Genomic DNA, 15,496 nt, shown 5'->3' on the forward strand with positions numbered 1-15,496 from the left:
GGCCTAGGGGCTGAAGGCGTCGATGAAGCGGTCTCGGAAGGCGTCCATGCGCCAGACCGGCGCGGTAGCTGATGGGCGCGCGCCGTCGTCCCACCCCCAGGACTCGATGTGCTCGAACACGGCGGGATCCTGAGCGATGATCGTCACCGGAACGTCGCTGTTCGCGTCGTCGCCGCTGACGATGCGCGACGGCTGGTGGTCGCCGACCACGATGAGCACGAGATCGGACTGATCGAACGTCGCGAGGTACGAGAACGTCGCCTCGAGCGAGTACGCGACCGAGTCCGCGTAGAGCTGCCGCACGCGCTGGGGATCGCCCCACACGGCGACAGCGGACTCGCCCTCCTCCGGCTGCGATGCGAAGACGCGGCCGTCGCCGAGCTGCGACCACGGCACGATCTCCGGCAGCGGGGTCCACGGGGTGTGCGACGAGACGAGGTCGACCTCCGCCATGACGGGTCCGTCGTCGCCGGAGAGGGCGCGCGCGTGGAAGGCCTGCCACGTGTACTGGTCGGGCATCCTCGCGTACCCGAACGATGGGCCGCGGTAGCCGAGGTTCCGGGCGTCGAGTACCGCGTCGAACCCGTAGAACGCCTCACCCTCCTCCCACTCGCGGTCGTTCGACGGCACCACCGCCAGCGTGCGCCACCCCGCACCCCCGAAGGCGCTGCTGAGCGTCATCCGGTCCTCCGTCATCAGTCGCGCGTACTTCGTCTGCGTGTCGACCCACACGCCGCTCTGCAGCGTGGCGTGTGCGAGCCAGCTCACTCCGCCGAAGGTGGGCGAGGTCAGGAACGCGCTGCGCGCCGCATACCCGCGTCGAGCGAGCATCGCGTCGCCCTCGCGGAGCACGCGCTCGATGGGCGCGGTGAACCCCGACGGCTCCACCGCGACGCGGCCGTAGCTCTCGACGAACGCGATCACGACGTCTTTGCCGGCGAGCGCCGCCAGCAGGTCGCCCGACGCCGCAGGATCGAGCGAGTCGGCGGCGAGCGCGCGCTCGAACGCCTCCTGCTCGCGCACGCTGGTGACGGCGCGGGACGAAGACTCGACCAGCGCTTCACCGGTTCGGGATGCCGCCACCGGCGCCCCCGGCACGAGCTGGGCGCCCGCGAGAGAGCACACGATCCAGGTCGCCGCCACGGCGGCGACCACGCCCCGGCCCCGGCGACCGTGGTGCGCGACGAGCGTCCCGACCCGCAGCGCGGCGGCGGCGAGACCCCATCCGACGAGCGTCGCGATCGCCAGGATCAGCGCGACGACCGACGCCGCCCCGACCGGACCCATCGCGTCCGACACGACCCCGTACGCCGAAACGAGCGACCCGCCGTCCTCGGCGAGGCTGAACGGGCGATCGATCGTCGATTCGTAGGCGAGGTCGAGAGCGGCCACGACGATCGCCACCACGACGATGGCGGCGTAGACGCCTGCGACGGCCCGCCGCGCGAGCCGATGCGGGACGGCGGCCAGCACGACCACGACGGCGATCGACTCGACGGGCACCGCCAGCAGCGCTCCCGGGCCTTCGTCGCCGAGCGCACCGGGGATCAGCGGGGCGACGAGCAGCGTCGCGCACGCGAGGATCGTCAGCGCGGCGCTGCGGAACCCTCCGCCGGCCGCACCGGCGCCGAGGTCACGCCCCGCCGCCATCGAACCGGTCCGAAAGCGCGTAGCGCAGCAGCACCACGTCGGCGATCTGCCGTGCCTCGGCGAGCCGGGCGCGCCGGTGCGCCGTCCACGGGAAGCTCCCCGCGCCGACGAACCGCGGTGCGAGCGACTCCCCCACGAAGAACGGCGCGATCACGAGCTGCAACTCGTCGGCGATCTCCTCGACGAGGAACTGCGTGTGCATGCGCCCGCCGCCCTCGACCATCAGCTTCTCGATGCCGCGATCGCCGAGGTCGGCGACCACGTCGCGCATCGCCACCGTGTCGCCGAGCACCACAACGGTCGCGGCCCCGCCGAGCGTGCGCGTGATCCGCTCGCCCTCCGATCGCGGACAGTAGACGATCTTCTCCACATCTCCGGCGGTGAAGAACGCGGAGCCGGCCGAGAGCTCACCGCTCGCCGTGACGGTGACCTTCACCGGCGAGGCCGTGAGCCCGGCGTCCAGCCGCCGCTGACGTCGCTCCTCGCTGCGCACCAGCAGCCGGCAGTCGTCGCGGCGCACCGTCGACGCGCCGACCATGATCGCATCGCTGGCGGCGCGCAGCTGGTCGACGCGGTCGAAGTCCTCGGCGTTGGACATCGCGAGGCGCTGCGGCGTCTCGGTGTCGAGATAGCCGTCGATCGACATGGCGCAGCTCAGGGTCACGTACGGCCGGCTCATGACACCGCCTCCTGAGCCCGGCGGCGGCGGCGCACGAGGGAGACCGCGACGACCGCGGCGCCGGGCGCGAGGGCGATCATGGCGAGCACGCCGTACGCGGTTGCGGCCGTCAGCCCGGCAGCGGCCCCGAGTCCCACGGCGCCGAACGCCCACGCCGCCGCGCCCTCCCTCGGCCCCCATCCGCCGATGCTCAGCGGGATGGACGACGCGAGCACGGCCACCACGGCCGCGGCGCCGATGCGTTCGGCGGGCGCCTCGATGCCCACGGCGGCGCAGGCGACGAGGAAGGTCGCGACATGCGCGACCACGACGACGGTCGACGCTGCCACGACGCCGAGGACGGCGCCGGGCGTCGCGAAGGCTCCGCGCAGGATCGCCCATTCGCGCCTCAGCGCGGACCGTGCGCGGCGATTCGCCGCGGCGATCGCGAGCGCCACGACCGCGAGCACCACCGAGACCAGCAGCACGGTCATGGCCGGACTGTAGGCCGAGAACCCGATCGCCGCCAGCACCCCGACGGCCAGCACGAGCTGCACCGCCTGCCCCGCCGTCCGTTCCGCGGCGACTGCACGCGCCGCCTGGGCCACCTGATCGACGCTGCGCCCGTGCACCACGGCTCGGTGCACGTCGCCCACGACCCCGCCCGGCAGCACAGTGTTGAGGAACTGCGAACGGTAGTAGGCGCCGATCGACTCGACCCACCCCAGCCTCAGTCCCATGCGGCCGGCCAGGATGCGCCACCGCCACGCGGCGGCCGCGGTCGCGGCTGCCGCGAGCACGACGGCCGCTCCGATCGCGGCGGGCGACACCGCCGTGAGACCCCGGACGAACGGCTCCGCCCCGACTGCGGCGACGATCGCCGCCAGGATCGCGACGCCGATCGCGGCACGGATCCACGGTCCCCACCGCGCCGCTCGGGCTGCAGTGGAGCTCGTCTCCGGGTGGGTGACCACGGTCATGGCCACGCCAGCAGATCCTCGTGGTGCACGACGACGCGCAGTCGTCCGGCGGCGAGCTGGGCGGAGCGGCTCCGGCTGTACTCGTCGGCCCACTCTTGCAGTGCGGGGCGCTCCGCGACGGCGGCGGCGAGCCAGCCGTCCAGCCATTCCGCGACGAGCGCACCGTCCGCGCTGGACAGCGTCCACGGCGAGTCGGCGACCCTCACCGACCAGCCGCGCGACCGGAACAGGTCGGCCGTGACGAGGACGGCATCCGGTCCGAGCAGGCGTCGCCCCTCCACCACACGGCGCTGATGGTCGTTGAACGCCGCCTCGAACACGCGGTCGCCGGGGTCGAGCGGGTCGAGCTCCACCCGCCCGTTCACCGAGAGGCCGAACAGCGCCGGCGTGCCGACGGCGACGCACGCGTCGACGATGGCCTCGACCTCATCCGCGGCGAGCACGTCCAGCAGGGCGGATGCCGTCACGAGCGACGCGCCCTCGACGTCGGCCGCGCGCAGGTGCTCGAGTTCGCCCACGCGGGTGCGCATCGTGATCGGCCCGCCGTCGGCGTCGTGGGCGTCCGCCCGTGCGGCGTGCTCGAGGAGCGCGGGGTTCCAGTCGTGCAGCACCCACGTCTGCGGCCCCGGAAGGAGCGGTGCGAGCCAGCGCACCATCGACCCCGTGCCGCTGCCGAGGTCGTGCACGGTGAACGGGGGGCGCAGCATCCGAGCCGCCCTCGTCGCCAGCGCGCGGGAACGCGACGCCGCGTCGGCTCGCTCTCGCAGCGTCAGCCAGTCGGCGGACACCGGGATGACGACGCTCACGTCAGCCCCGCCAGCGTCTGGCCGATCGTGCGCGCGGTCTCGCGCCACGACGGGCGGTCGGGGGCGGAGCGCCGCGCCGCGGCCGACAGGCGCGCGCGCAGCCCCGGATCCTCGATCCAGCGCCGAAGCGCGAAGCCGAGCGCCGTCGGATCGCCGGGTGGCACCAGGATCGCCGCATCCTCGGGCCGCGCGGCCTCCGGAAGACCTCCGACGCGGGAGGCGATGACCGGGATGCCGCGCCGCAGCGCGTCGCCGACGGCGATGCCGTAGCTCTCGGTGCGCGAGGGGGCGATCAGCACATCCGCGCGTGCGTACGCGGCGTCGAGGTCCTCGGGGCGCAGGACGCCCGTCCAGGTGATCCGCTCCGACAGGCCCGCGCGCGCGGCATCCGTCTCCAGCTTCGCCGCGAAGCTCCGGTCGGCGCTGACCGAACCCGCGATCGTGCACGACCACGTCGGATCGGCGGCGAGCCCGGCGAGCGCCTCGATCAGCGTGTCCTGCCCCTTGTGAGGAGCGACCACACCGACGCAGAGCAGCGAGCCGCCGGCCGAGGTGCCCGCCGTCGGCGTCGCCGCATCGGCACCGGGAGTCGCCACCACGATGCGATCGGCCGGGCTGAGACACCGCCCGACGAGCTCGTCGCGCGCCCACTCACTCGTCGCGATCACGCGATGCGCGTGCGACAGGGACGCGCGCTCCCCCTCGACCATGCGGGGGTCGGCGTCCTCGAACGCGTCGGCCACCATGTGCACGAGCACCGCGACCCGCAGCCGACGGGCGGCGGACTCCACCGCAGCCGGGGCGCTGATCGCGACGAGCCCGTCCAGCAGCACGAGAGCATCGTCCGGCACGCCGTCGAATGGGTCGCCGGGCGCGTCGGGCTCGACCCTCACCAGGCGCACGACCCATCCCAGCCGCCGCAACTCCACCTCGACGCGCCGGTCGAAGACGTTGCCGCCGCTCACCCGCTCCGGATCGTCGACCCCGTCGGGGACGACGAACCACACGACAGGCGGGACTGCGGTCACAGCGTCACCTCGTACGTCGCCCAGGCGACGTGCGACTCGCGCAGCGTGACCTCGATCGCAGAGACCGTTCCTCCGCCCAGCTCGCCAGCCCGGACGGCCGCCACGAGCCGATCGGCCACGACCTTGCACAGACGCTCGGTCGTGGTGTTGACCCCCGCGAACTCGGGCTCGTCGTCGAGATTGCGATACGACAGCGTCGACAGGATGCCGCGCAGCGCGTCGGTCGCACGCCCGATGTCGACCACCAGGCCGTCCGCGTCGAGCTCGGCCGTGCGAAAGGCCGCGTCGACGACATACGTGGCGCCATGCAGGCGCTGGGCCGGGCCGAACACCTCGCCCGCCAGACTGTGGGCGATCATCATGTGGTCACGGACGGTCAGCGAGTAGGTCATGCGGAGTCCCTCCAGTCGATCGTGTGACAGAGCCCGGGCGACGAGCCGGCGGCGATCCGCGCCATGACGGCGGGAAGATCGCGCCACGACGACTCGCCGGTGAGCAGGTGGTCGAACCCCGGGTCCTGCAGCAGGCGCAGGGCGAGTTCCAGGCGGTCGGCGGTCGAACGCGTGCCGCGCCGGCGCGGCGAGACCATCCCGACCTGGCTGGAGCGGATCGTCAGCCGACGGGAATGGAAGTCGCCGCCGAGCTGCAGGGTGACCGAGCGATCACCGAACCAGCTCGCCTCGATGATCTGGCCCTCTGTCGCGGCGCTCTCGATCGCCAGCTGCAGGCCGTCACCCGAACCGCTCGTGTCGATCACGACGTCCTGGTCGACCGGAGCCGCGCCGGGGTGGGCGTAGGTCACGCCCAGCCGCCCGCACACATCCGCCTTCCCGCGATCGACGTCGACGACCGTGACCGTGAGACCCGGGATGCCGCATGCCACCCGCGCGAGCGCGCATCCGATCATGCCCGCGCCGACGATCATGAGCCGATCGCCGACCAGGGGCGCGGCATCCCACAAGATGTTCACCGCGGTCTCGACCGCACCCGCGAGCACCGCGCGACGCGGCGGGACACCGTCTGGCACGACCGCGATCGACCGCTCCGGCACGACGTAGGACGACTGGTGCGGGTAGAGGGCGAACACCGTCCGCCCCCGCAGATGCTCCGGACCCTGCTCGATCGTGCCGACGTTGAGATAGCCGTACTTGACCGGCCCGGGGAAGTCGCCCTGCTGGAACGGGGCACGCATGCGCTCCCGCTCGGTCTCGGGCACTTCACCGCGGAACACCAGCGACTCCGTACCGCGACTGACGCCCGTGTACAGCGTGCGGACGCGCACTTCACCGGGCTGCGCGTCAGCCACCAGCTCCTCGCGCAGCGCCCCCGAGGCGGGCGCCTCCACCCAGAAAGCCGTCGCCATCGTCACCCTCGCGCCCGGGTCGATTGAACCGAGGCACTCCCCCGATACGTGTAACCGGTGGTATCCATGACGGAGGAACGGAGCTCCCTATGCCGAAGGTTCATCTCGCTCCGCTCTCGTCGATGGCGGCGGGGGTCCTCGGCCTGTTCGCCGTCACGCTCGTCTCCCCGCTCACGGCAGCCGGATGGACCGCCGGGCTCCTCTACCTTGTCGCCTCGAACGCTCTGCTCGCCAGGGGGTTGCAGACACGCGGGATGTCGGCCTTCGGATGGGGGAACTGGGCGACGGCGAGTCGCTCGACCCTGGTGGCCCTGGTGACCGCGCTCGTCGTGACGTCGTTCTCGGCGCCGGTCTCACTGCCTCTGCTCATCGTGGTGGCGAGCATCGCGCTGGTGCTGGATGCCGTGGACGGCTGGCTCGCGCGCCGCACGCACAGCGAGACCGAGCTCGGGGCGCAGTTCGACATGGAGGTGGACGCCTTCCTCCTGCTGGTCCTCAGCGTGTACGTCTCGCAGCTGCTGGGCTGGTGGGTGCTCGCGATCGGGCTGCTGAGGTACGCCTTCGTCGTCGCAGGCTGGCTGCTGCCCTGGATGCGGACGACTCTGCCGCCGCGCTACTGGCGCAAGGTCGTCACGGCGTACGCGGGCGTGGCACTGACGGTCGCGGCATCCGATCTCCTCCCGTTCTGGGCAGGAACCGCACTGGTCGCCCTCGCGCTCGCGCTGCTGCTCGAGTCGTTCGGACGCGACGTGCTGTGGCTGGTCGCTCGGCGGCCGGCCGCCACCACCCGCGCAGAGGCGGGTCATCGAAGGAATGGAGTGGACGCATGAACGAAGGCACCCGACGGGGCCTGTGGGCTCTCCGCATCTTGAGCGCGGTCTTCCTCCTCGCCGCCGGAGGAATCCATCTGTACCTCGTCTTCAACGGCGTCGGCGGCATCCTCGGCGTGATGTTCGTGCTCAACGCGATCGCCGCGCTCGTGCTCGCGATCGCCATGGTCGCACTGCGCGGGCGGCTTCTTCAGCTCGCGACGGTGCTCAGCCTGCTGTTCATGATCGCGACGCTCGGCGCGCTGCTTCTGGCGCTGACGGTCGGGCTGTTCGGCATCACCGAGACGTGGGACTTCATGCTGGTGCCGGAGACCGTGATCGTCGAGTCGATCGGGATCGTGGTGCTCGCGGCGACGACGGTCGCCGTGTTCCGCAAGCCGCGGGAGTGACGGGCGGTGGTCGGCGCGAGCCGACCGCCCGACCCGGCGACGGATAGGGCATGCTCGGGGTGTGGCGGGCGCTCCCTCTGGTTTCGAGTTCACCGTCCGTGGCGACGTCGTCGAGATCCGTCACCACGGACGACCCGCGACGACCCTGCGGAACGCCGCGGCAGCCAAGTTCCTCGTCGACGTCCAGCGCGGCGACCCGCAGCACGTGATGGCGCGGGTGACGGGCAACTACAAGCGCGGGAACGAGCGGACGGCACATCGCCCCTGACGCGCGGCGTCAGTTGATGATCTCGCCCCGCTCGTCGGCGCGCAGGACGGCGAGGCGTTCGTGCCACTGCTGGAGGGCTTCGGGCGTCAGCCGCGTCCAGGCGTCGGTCTCGCCGGTCACCCGGAGCGGCGCGCTGCTCCGGTAGGACCGGGTCGGGTTGCCGGGGAACTTCTTGTCGGTGACGTTCGGGTCGTTCTCGAACTCGCCGATCGGCTCGACGATGTACACGCGAGGGGCCGCGTCGCCGGGCGCGAGCTCCGCCGCCAGCCCGGCGCCGTCCGGCAGAGCCGTGAAATAGATGTGGTTCATCACCACTTCCGGCCGATAGTTCGAGCGGAAGCCCGGGGTCAGCAGATCGCCGACGTGCAGGTCAGCCTTCGTCCCGTGGAAGAACGGGCCTTCGTCGAGCGGTTCGGTCATCGAGCCAGCCTGCGGGACGCGGGCGAAGGGTTCAAGGGGGCCTCCCGGAACGTCCGTGCCTCGGAGTACCGTGGGGCCGCACGAGGTGGGAGGAGTTCTCATGGATGAGGCGAGCGCACGACCGGAGTCGATCTCCGCCGCCGAGTTCCACCGGGCGCCAGGCGTCACCGACTGGCGCGTCACCGGGTCCGGTCCGCAGGCCGTCTTCACCGCCACCTCGCTGGCGCATTCGGCGCGCTTCGTCGCCCCGATCGTCGCCGCGGCAGAACGATTCGGCGTGCTGCCCGACATCGACGTGCGTCCCGAAGGCGTGGTGGTGCGCGTCGCGTTCGGCGACGAGGGCATTCCCGCAGCAGCGACCGGTTTCGCGGCCGCGGTGTCCGAGGCCGCCGCCGATCTCTCGCTGACGGCCGACCCGTCGCGCGTGCAGTCGGTCGGCATCTACGTCGCACAGCACTCGCAGGTCGACGCGCGCCGGTTCTTCACCGCCGCGCTGGGCTATGAAGAGCTCGGTGACACGGATGCCGTCGACCCGTTGCGCCGCGGACCGCAGCTCGCGTTCAACCCGATCACCGGCGACACACCCAGCCGCGGGCGGACGCACTTCGACGTGTTCGTACCGGCCGACCAGGCGCAAGCCAGAGTGGACGCCGCCCTCGCAGCCGGGGGACGGCTGGCCGACGACTCGCACGCACCCGCGTGGTGGTCGCTCGCGTCGCCCGACAACCACGGCGTCGACATCGCCGCCTGGACCGACACGTACGACTGATCCTGATCGGTCGCCCTCGCCGGCAGACGCCGGTACGGTGGGGCATTCGAGGAGTGGTCGTGGCCTGGAGCACGCGAGAGCTCGCCAAACTGGCGGGGACGACGGTGAACACCATCCGGCACTATCACCGGCTGGGACTGCTCGAGGTGCCCGAGCGCGAGGACAACGGCTACAAGCAGTACGAGGTGCGCCACCTGGTGCGGCTGCTGCGCATCCGCCGGCTGACCGACCTCGGTGTGCCGCTGTCGCAGATCGGCACCGTCTCGGCGGGCGAAGACGGCACGCCCGATGCGCTCCGCGAGATCGACGCGGACCTCGCGGCGACCATCGAACGACTCCAGCAGGCACGCGCCGACATCGCGGTCATCCTGCGCGACGGCGCGCCGGCCGATACGCCCGCCGGCTTCGAGGCGGTGGCCTCGCGACTGTCCGAGGCCGACAGCTCGATCATCCACATCTACAGGAAGCTGTACGACGACGACGCACTCGCCGATCTGCGAGCGATGGTCGACGGCGATGACGACGTTCTCGGCGCGGAGATCGCTGCGCTCCCCGCGGACGCGGACGAAGCGAGCCGCGTGATGCTCGCCGAGCGGCTCGCGCCGATCATCGCGCAGATCATGACCGACTACCCCTGGATCGCGGATCCGGAGTCGCACCTGTCGAGGAGTCCGCTCGTCACCAAAGAGACCGTCATCGAGGCGATGGTGGAGCTGTACAACCCTGCGCAGCGCGACGTCATCGCCCGTGCCAGCATCCTCGCCCACGCGCAGCTTCGCGACGGTGCGGACGAGGGCGAAGACGACACCTGAGCGCACATTTCTCACAGCGTTTGACCATGTTCTGAGAACACGGCTTCTACTGAGCATCCGTCGGGGACAGACCCCGGCATCCATCTCAGCAAGGAGTCGTTCCGTGAACCCCATCGAGGAGCTCGTCCTCAACTTCCAGAACCTGGTGGCCCAGGTGCCCGAACTCGTCCAGCCTTTCATCGTCCTGCTCGCCGGCGCAGTCCCCTTCATCGAAGGCGAGGGTGCGGCCATCATCGGCGTCGTCGGCGGCATCCTCCCGATCGTCGCCGCGATCGCGGCTGCAGTCGGCAACTTCCTGAGCGTGCTGATCGTGGTGCTGCTCAGCTCACGCGCCCGTTCGGCCGTCCTCAGTCGCCAGAGCGCGCACGCCGTCGCCGCCGTGGGTGGCGGCGGGACCGTGGCCACCATGGCGGCCCCGCCTGCCAAGCCCGAGTCGAAGGGCCGCTTGCGCTTCAAGAGGTGGCTCGACCGCTTCGGCGTTCCCGGAGCCAGCATCCTCGGCCCGCTCGCCATCCCCACGCAGTTCACCGCCGCGATCCTCATCGCCGGCGGCACGTCCCGGTCCTGGGTGCTGCTGTGGCAGGGCGTCGCGATCGCCCTGTGGACGACGGTCGGCACGATCTCGGTCTGGCTCGCACTCCAGCTCGTCGTCTCGATCTGAGTGCGAGGTCCTGGCGAGCGTCGCCGGGGGTCGGCAGACTGAGCCCACCGGCGCGAGAGAAGGGCGGATGACGTGGCGACTTCGCACGTGATCAAGGCACTCACCCCCCAGACCTACCCCGCGTGGCTGGCGCTCGCGCAGAAGCACAACGGGGTGTGGGGTGGGTGCTACTGCTCGTACTTCCACGGCGACACCGACCAGACGGTCAAGGCCGAGTACGACGGCCCGACGTTCAAGCGGCGCCTGGTCGAGGAGGGCGTCGCGCATGCCGCGCTGGTCTTCGACGGCGACGACGCGATCGCGTGGTGCGAGTACGGCAGTCCCGAAGAGCTGCCGGGCATCTATCACCGCAAGCAGTACGACGCGGGCGAGACCAGACCGGCACCGTGGCGCATCACGTGCTTCTTCGTGGACCGCGACCACCGCCGCGCCGGGGTCGCCCGCGAGGCCCTCGACGGCGCGCTGCACCTGATCTCGCAGGCAGGCGGCGGGGAGGTCGTCTCGTTCCCGAACGAGCTGGTCCCGGGCAAGCGGACCTCGTCGTCCTTCCTCCACAACGGCACGCGGGCGATGTTCGAGAAGGCGGGCTTCACGTTCGAGCGGCACATCGGCAAGAGCAAGACCGTCATGCGGATCACGGTTCCGCCCTCCGGGTGACCCGCGACCAGGACCCCGCGTCACCTGGCGAGCTGGTCGCGGCGGCGCGTGAGGTAGGCCCGCTCGGCGGGGTTCCCGGCCAAGTCGAGGGCTCGGTCGTACGCGACGCGTGACTCGCTGCTCCGCCCGATCCGTCTCAGCAGGTCGGCGCGTGCGGCGTGGTACGCGTGGTACCCGTCGAGCGCACCGCCGAGTCGGTCGATCTCGGCGAGGGCGACGTCGGCGCCGTCCACCTCGGCCACCGCGATCGCTCGGTTGAGGCGCACGATCGGCGACGGGTCGACCCTGGCGAGCCGGTCATAGAGGGCGAGGACCTGCGACCAGTCGGTGTCGCGCGCGGTCGGGGCATCCGTGTGCACCGCGTTGATCGCCGCGAGCAGCTGATACCGGCCCGGCGGATCCGCGCCCGCGGCCACTGCGGCGATGCGGGTGCGCACGAGTGACTGGCCCTCGACGATCAGCTCCCGGTTCCACGCGCCGCGGACCTGTTCGTCGAGGGTCACCAGTTCGCCGGACTGCGACACGCGTGCGCGCCGCCGGGCGTCGGTGAGGAGCATCAGGGCGAGGAGGCCCGCCGCCTCGCCCTCCTCGGGGAGGAGGGCGTGCAGGAGACGGCCCAGCATGACCGCCTCCTCGGTCAGCTCGGCACGCACGGGCTCGTCGCCGGCGGAGGCGAGGTAGCCCTCGTTGAAGATGAGGTAGATCACGGTGAGCACCCCGTCGAGCCGCTCTCGAAGGTCCGACGGCGACGGCACACGGTACGGAACCCGGGCCGCCCTGATCTTCGCCTTCGCCCGGGTGATCCGCCGGGCCATCGTGGTCTCGGGCACGAGGAAGGCGTGGGCGATCTGCGGCACCGTGAGCCCGCCCAGCAGGCGCAGCGTCAGCGCGACGCGCGCCTCCAGGGCGAGGGCAGGGTGGCAGCAGATGAATACCAGCCGGAGCCGGTCGTCCTCCACCGCTCCAGTCGGGTCGGGGGGAGTGTCATCCGAGAGCATGTGAGCCGCCCGATGCTTGTCGTCGCGATGGGACTCACGACGCAGCCGGTCGATCGCCTTCCGCGTCGCGGTCGTGGTGAGCCATGCACCGGGGTTGGGAGGCACACCGTCGCGCGGCCATCGCTCCACGGCGGCGACGAACGCCTCGGCCGCTGCGTCCTCGGCGATGTCAAGATCGCCGAAGCGACGGGCGAGGCCCGCCACCAGCCGCGCCCACTCCTCCCCGTGAGCGCGGGCGACGGCGTCGCCGACCACGCGCGGTGTCACCCGCCGTCGGACGCGTGGCGTTCGACGATCTCGGTCATGCCGGAGGGGAAGCGGTGCACTTCCTGCGGCCATTCGAGCGCGACGGCGAGGCGTCCGGCCCAGTAGCGCGCCGCGTCATCGTCGGCCACCTCGACGACGGTGAATCCGCCGAGGTGCTCCTTCGATTCGACGAACGGCCCATCGGTGAAGAACGCCGTGCCGTCCTTGTTCACCACGTGGAAGACCGCTGTCGAGGCATCGATCCCGCCTTCGGCGAAGAGATAGACACCGGCGGCCTTCATGTCGTCCGTCACCACACGTGAGGCCTCGCTCTTGCTGTGCAGCTCGTCGGCGGTGTGTTCGGGGACCCACTCGTCGTTGAATGCGATCAGGTACTTCGGCACTGTCGTGTCCTTTCGTCGGGACGAGAGCCGGTCGTGGACTCTCGGTCGCGGTGGCCCGGATGGGGCCCGCTCACCTCATCTACGAACGGCGATGCTCGAATAGGACACCATCCCGAAGATTCACGGGCGGACGCGCAGCCTGCGCCCCTCGAAGCCGACGACGTCTCCGACCTGCAGCTGGCGCCCCCGGCGGCGGTCTACCTCGCCGTTCACGGTCACGAAGCCGTCGATGATGGCTTCTTTGACGTCGCCGCCCGAGTCGAGCACCCCGGCGAACTTCAGGAACTGCCCCAGGCGAATGCCGTCGCCGCCGATCGAGACGTCGTCGATCGGGGCCGGATTGGTCATGTCGGAATGCTAACCGACGCGCACCGGCCGACGTCCGCGCCCCCTCTGGCCCACGTCCGCCGCTTCTGTCAAGCGCTTGTGACCCCGCCAGCCACGCGGTGACACTGGAACCCATGACCCACACGGAGCGACCCCCGTTCGAGTTCCTCGGCCAGTGGGACGGCCAGTTCGTGGCGACCGCGATCCACAACGGCCACGACGTGCGGCCGGATCTCGCCGCGGAGTTCGCCCTGCCCGAGCCCGATCGGCTGCGTGAGGAGGACCCGCACACCGACCGGATCGGCGCGCTCATCCCCGCCCGCGTCGTCGTGAACCGGTCACGGTTCGAGGTCGATCTCAACCGCGCCCGTGACGAGGCCGTCTACCGCTCCTCGGAAGACGCCTGGGGGCTCGAGATCCTGCAGGACCCGCCCCTGGCGGACGACCTCGTCGCCGGGTCGCTCGACGTCTACGACTCCTTCTACGCCGAACTCGGCAGACGCCTCGACGAGGTGGCCGCTCGAGGGCCGTTCGTCGTGTTCGACGTCCACTCCTACAACCACCGGCGTGACGGCGCCGACGCCGACCCGGCACCGGCCGGAGAGAACCCCGAGGTCAACGTCGGCACCGGCTCGCTGGATCGCGATCGGTTCGGCGGCGTCGTGGATGTCTTCATAGACGCCCTTCACGGAGCGCACACCTCGACCGGCCCTCTCGATGTCCGCGAGAACGTGCGCTTCCGCGGCCGTCAGCTCGCCGCGTGGACGCATGCCCGCTACCCCGGCCGAGCTGTGGTGCTCGCACTCGAGTTCAAGAAGACCTTCATGGACGAGTGGACCGGCGAGGCCGATTTCGGCCGCGTGGACGAGCTCGCGCGCGCTCTGGCGGAGACGGTGCCGGCGGTGGAGGCATCCCTCCGCCATCTGGTGAGCGTATGACGCCAGACCACCTGAGCGAGGCCGTCGGACCGGAGACGAGCGCGATCGAGTCGGGGGCGTTCTCGCCCGCCGACCTCGCCGCGGATCACGCCATGGCCTCCCTGGCAGGCACGGTGCGATTCCTCCTCGAGATGACGCCTGTGAACGCCGATGAGGTCCGGGCAACGTTCCTCGCCGATCCGCGGACCGACCCGGTGTTCGAGTACCGCGAGCTCGACGTGGATCCCGACGTGCTCGACGCCCAGGTGGCCGCGATTCCGCTGGACTCGGTGACGGACGCAACGCTCGCCACGCTGCTCGCGAACCGGCACCGCGAAATGATCCTGCGGGTGGAGATGCTGCGTGCACGCGACACCGCCGACTTCCTGCAGCTCTCGATCGCCCAGTACGGCCCGGTGCTGCCGGCCCTCGTGCAGCGTGCGGAGGACCTCCTGGAGCGCCTTCCGCGCGGACGGCTGGAGTACGACTCGGTCGATGCCGCGGCCTTTCTCGCCGCAGCCGAGGCGGAGATCGACCACTACCGGTCGATCGACCCCGACGTCGGCATCCACGCGGAGATCCGCGACGACGTGTCGGGCGTCCTCGTGGAGGGCGACACGCTCCTCATCTCGCACAACGCCTCGGTCGCCGGCGCGCGCGTCAACGCGCTCCTTCAGCACGAGGTGGGAACCCACCTCGTCACCCAGGTGAACGGCTCGGCACAGCCGATCCGCATGATGGGCTCAGGCCTCGCCCACTACGACGAGACGCAGGAGGGCCTGGCGGTGCTCGCCGAGATCGCGTGCGGCGGTCTCACCGTCGCTCGGCTCCGTCAACTCGCCGCCCGGGTCGTCGCCGTTCACTCGATGGTCGGCGGCGCGAGCTTCGTCGAGACGCACCGCGTGCTCACCGGCTACGGCCTGCCGGCCGGCAGCGCGTACACGGTCGCCATGCGTGTGTACCGCGCCGGCGGCTTCACGAAAGACGCGATCTACCTGCGCGGGCTACTCGCGCTCCTGGAGCACGTGGCGGGCGGCGGTTCGCTCGACCTCCTGTTCCTGGGGAAGTTCTCCCTGGAGGACCTTCCGCTCGTCGAAGACCTCGCCCAGCGCGGGCTCCTGGTTCCCGCGAAGATCACGCCTCGCTACCTCGCCGACCCCGCGGCCGGCGACCGACTGCGGGATGCCGCCCGAGCAGACGACCTGCTCACCCTGGTCAACGCGTAATGTCCAGCGTGACGACGGTGCCACCCCGCCGATCACGATCCATACACACGGCCTCGCCATCGAGCGCCGTCGAAGAGGGGGAGAACA

At 71.3% G+C, this 15,496-nt stretch carries 20 protein-coding genes; 9 read left to right on the plus strand and 11 right to left on the minus strand.

Annotated elements, in window-relative coordinates; genetic code table 11:
- Positions 1 to 3: 3 nt before the first annotated feature.
- The 7 genes from H9622_RS04435 to H9622_RS04465 are packed head-to-tail and all read right to left on the minus strand — an operon-like array spanning position 4 to position 6,485.
- On the minus strand, positions 4 to 1,650 hold the full coding sequence (locus H9622_RS04435; RefSeq protein ID WP_191764609.1) for an alkaline phosphatase family protein: 1,647 nt from the start codon (positions 1,648 to 1,650) through the stop codon (positions 4 to 6).
- The gene (locus H9622_RS04440) at positions 1,634 to 2,329 is read right to left on the minus strand and encodes a RibD family protein (protein ID WP_191764611.1); all 696 of its coding nucleotides are present in this window, start codon (positions 2,327 to 2,329) and stop codon (positions 1,634 to 1,636) included. The genes H9622_RS04435 and H9622_RS04440 overlap by 17 nt, the downstream gene beginning before the upstream one ends.
- On the minus strand, positions 2,326 to 3,288 hold the full coding sequence (locus H9622_RS04445; protein ID WP_225221721.1) for a lysylphosphatidylglycerol synthase domain-containing protein: 963 nt from the start codon (positions 3,286 to 3,288) through the stop codon (positions 2,326 to 2,328). Before H9622_RS04445 ends, H9622_RS04440 begins: the two co-directional genes overlap by 4 nt.
- Entirely contained in the window at positions 3,285 to 4,094 is an 810-nt protein-coding gene (locus tag H9622_RS04450; protein WP_191764615.1) for a methyltransferase domain-containing protein, read from the minus strand. Before H9622_RS04450 ends, H9622_RS04445 begins: the two co-directional genes overlap by 4 nt.
- Entirely contained in the window at positions 4,091 to 5,122 is a 1,032-nt protein-coding gene (locus H9622_RS04455; RefSeq protein WP_191764616.1) for a glycosyltransferase family 4 protein, read from the minus strand. Before H9622_RS04455 ends, H9622_RS04450 begins: the two co-directional genes overlap by 4 nt.
- Positions 5,119 to 5,514, minus strand: coding sequence for a 6-pyruvoyl trahydropterin synthase family protein (locus tag H9622_RS04460; RefSeq protein WP_191764618.1), 396 nt, complete (start codon positions 5,512 to 5,514; stop codon positions 5,119 to 5,121). The genes H9622_RS04455 and H9622_RS04460 overlap by 4 nt, the downstream gene beginning before the upstream one ends.
- Entirely contained in the window at positions 5,511 to 6,485 is a 975-nt protein-coding gene (locus tag H9622_RS04465; protein WP_191764620.1) for a zinc-dependent alcohol dehydrogenase, read from the minus strand. Before H9622_RS04465 ends, H9622_RS04460 begins: the two co-directional genes overlap by 4 nt.
- An 89-nt stretch (positions 6,486 to 6,574) precedes the next feature.
- Between H9622_RS04465 and H9622_RS04470 the strand changes: the two genes are divergently transcribed.
- From H9622_RS04470 to H9622_RS04480, 3 genes are all read left to right on the plus strand, one after another.
- The gene (locus H9622_RS04470) at positions 6,575 to 7,315 is read left to right on the plus strand and encodes a CDP-alcohol phosphatidyltransferase family protein (RefSeq protein WP_191764622.1); all 741 of its coding nucleotides are present in this window, start codon (positions 6,575 to 6,577) and stop codon (positions 7,313 to 7,315) included.
- Positions 7,312 to 7,704 carry a hypothetical protein gene (locus H9622_RS04475; protein ID WP_191764624.1) on the plus strand — a complete coding sequence of 131 codons (393 nt, stop codon included), beginning with the start codon at positions 7,312 to 7,314 and terminating at the stop codon, positions 7,702 to 7,704. Before H9622_RS04470 ends, H9622_RS04475 begins: the two co-directional genes overlap by 4 nt.
- A gap of 61 nt (positions 7,705 to 7,765) precedes the next feature.
- Complete coding sequence (locus H9622_RS04480; protein WP_191764627.1) at positions 7,766 to 7,972, plus strand: hypothetical protein; 207 nt, start codon at positions 7,766 to 7,768, stop codon at positions 7,970 to 7,972.
- Positions 7,973 to 7,981: 9 nt separating this feature from the next.
- Here the strand turns inward: H9622_RS04480 and arr are convergent, their stop codons facing one another.
- Positions 7,982 to 8,392 (minus strand): NAD(+)--rifampin ADP-ribosyltransferase, encoded by a 411-nt coding sequence (gene arr, locus H9622_RS04485; RefSeq protein ID WP_191764629.1) that lies wholly within the window; start codon positions 8,390 to 8,392, stop codon positions 7,982 to 7,984.
- Between the two features lie 100 nt (positions 8,393 to 8,492).
- Between arr and H9622_RS04490 the strand changes: the two genes are divergently transcribed.
- The 4 genes from H9622_RS04490 (at position 8,493) to H9622_RS04505 (ending at position 11,291) form a co-directional block, all read left to right on the plus strand.
- Positions 8,493 to 9,161: a VOC family protein gene (locus H9622_RS04490; protein WP_191764631.1), complete on the plus strand. Its 669-nt coding sequence runs from the start codon at positions 8,493 to 8,495 to the stop codon at positions 9,159 to 9,161.
- 59 nt (positions 9,162 to 9,220) lie between these two features.
- Positions 9,221 to 9,973 (plus strand): helix-turn-helix domain-containing protein, encoded by a 753-nt coding sequence (locus H9622_RS04495; protein WP_191764633.1) that lies wholly within the window; start codon positions 9,221 to 9,223, stop codon positions 9,971 to 9,973.
- Positions 9,974 to 10,076: 103 nt separating this feature from the next.
- Positions 10,077 to 10,634 carry a small multidrug efflux protein gene (locus H9622_RS04500; RefSeq protein ID WP_191764635.1) on the plus strand — a complete coding sequence of 186 codons (558 nt, stop codon included), beginning with the start codon at positions 10,077 to 10,079 and terminating at the stop codon, positions 10,632 to 10,634.
- Positions 10,635 to 10,706: 72 nt separating this feature from the next.
- Positions 10,707 to 11,291: a GNAT family N-acetyltransferase gene (locus H9622_RS04505; protein WP_191764637.1), complete on the plus strand. Its 585-nt coding sequence runs from the start codon at positions 10,707 to 10,709 to the stop codon at positions 11,289 to 11,291.
- Between the two features lie 20 nt (positions 11,292 to 11,311).
- Here the strand turns inward: H9622_RS04505 and H9622_RS04510 are convergent, their stop codons facing one another.
- From H9622_RS04510 to H9622_RS04520, 3 genes are all read right to left on the minus strand, one after another.
- Complete coding sequence (locus H9622_RS04510) at positions 11,312 to 12,544, minus strand: RNA polymerase sigma factor (protein WP_318247025.1); 1,233 nt, start codon at positions 12,542 to 12,544, stop codon at positions 11,312 to 11,314.
- A gap of 8 nt (positions 12,545 to 12,552) precedes the next feature.
- Positions 12,553 to 12,939, minus strand: coding sequence for a YciI family protein (locus H9622_RS04515; protein WP_191764642.1), 387 nt, complete (start codon positions 12,937 to 12,939; stop codon positions 12,553 to 12,555).
- A gap of 120 nt (positions 12,940 to 13,059) precedes the next feature.
- The gene (locus H9622_RS04520) at positions 13,060 to 13,287 is read right to left on the minus strand and encodes an RNA-binding S4 domain-containing protein (RefSeq protein ID WP_191764644.1); all 228 of its coding nucleotides are present in this window, start codon (positions 13,285 to 13,287) and stop codon (positions 13,060 to 13,062) included.
- Positions 13,288 to 13,400: 113 nt separating this feature from the next.
- On the opposite strand from H9622_RS04520, the gene H9622_RS04525 reads away from it, so the two are divergent.
- Together H9622_RS04525 and H9622_RS04530 are read left to right on the plus strand one after the other, a co-directional pair.
- Entirely contained in the window at positions 13,401 to 14,204 is an 804-nt protein-coding gene (locus H9622_RS04525; protein ID WP_191764646.1) for an N-formylglutamate amidohydrolase, read from the plus strand.
- Positions 14,201 to 15,409, plus strand: coding sequence for a flavohemoglobin expression-modulating QEGLA motif protein (locus H9622_RS04530; protein ID WP_191764648.1), 1,209 nt, complete (start codon positions 14,201 to 14,203; stop codon positions 15,407 to 15,409). The genes H9622_RS04525 and H9622_RS04530 overlap by 4 nt, the downstream gene beginning before the upstream one ends.
- The last annotated feature ends 87 nt before the right edge of the window (positions 15,410 to 15,496 follow it).

The sequence above is a fragment of the Microbacterium gallinarum genome (assembly GCF_014837165.1).
GTDB classification, from domain to species: Bacteria; Actinomycetota; Actinomycetes; order Actinomycetales; family Microbacteriaceae; genus Microbacterium; species Microbacterium gallinarum.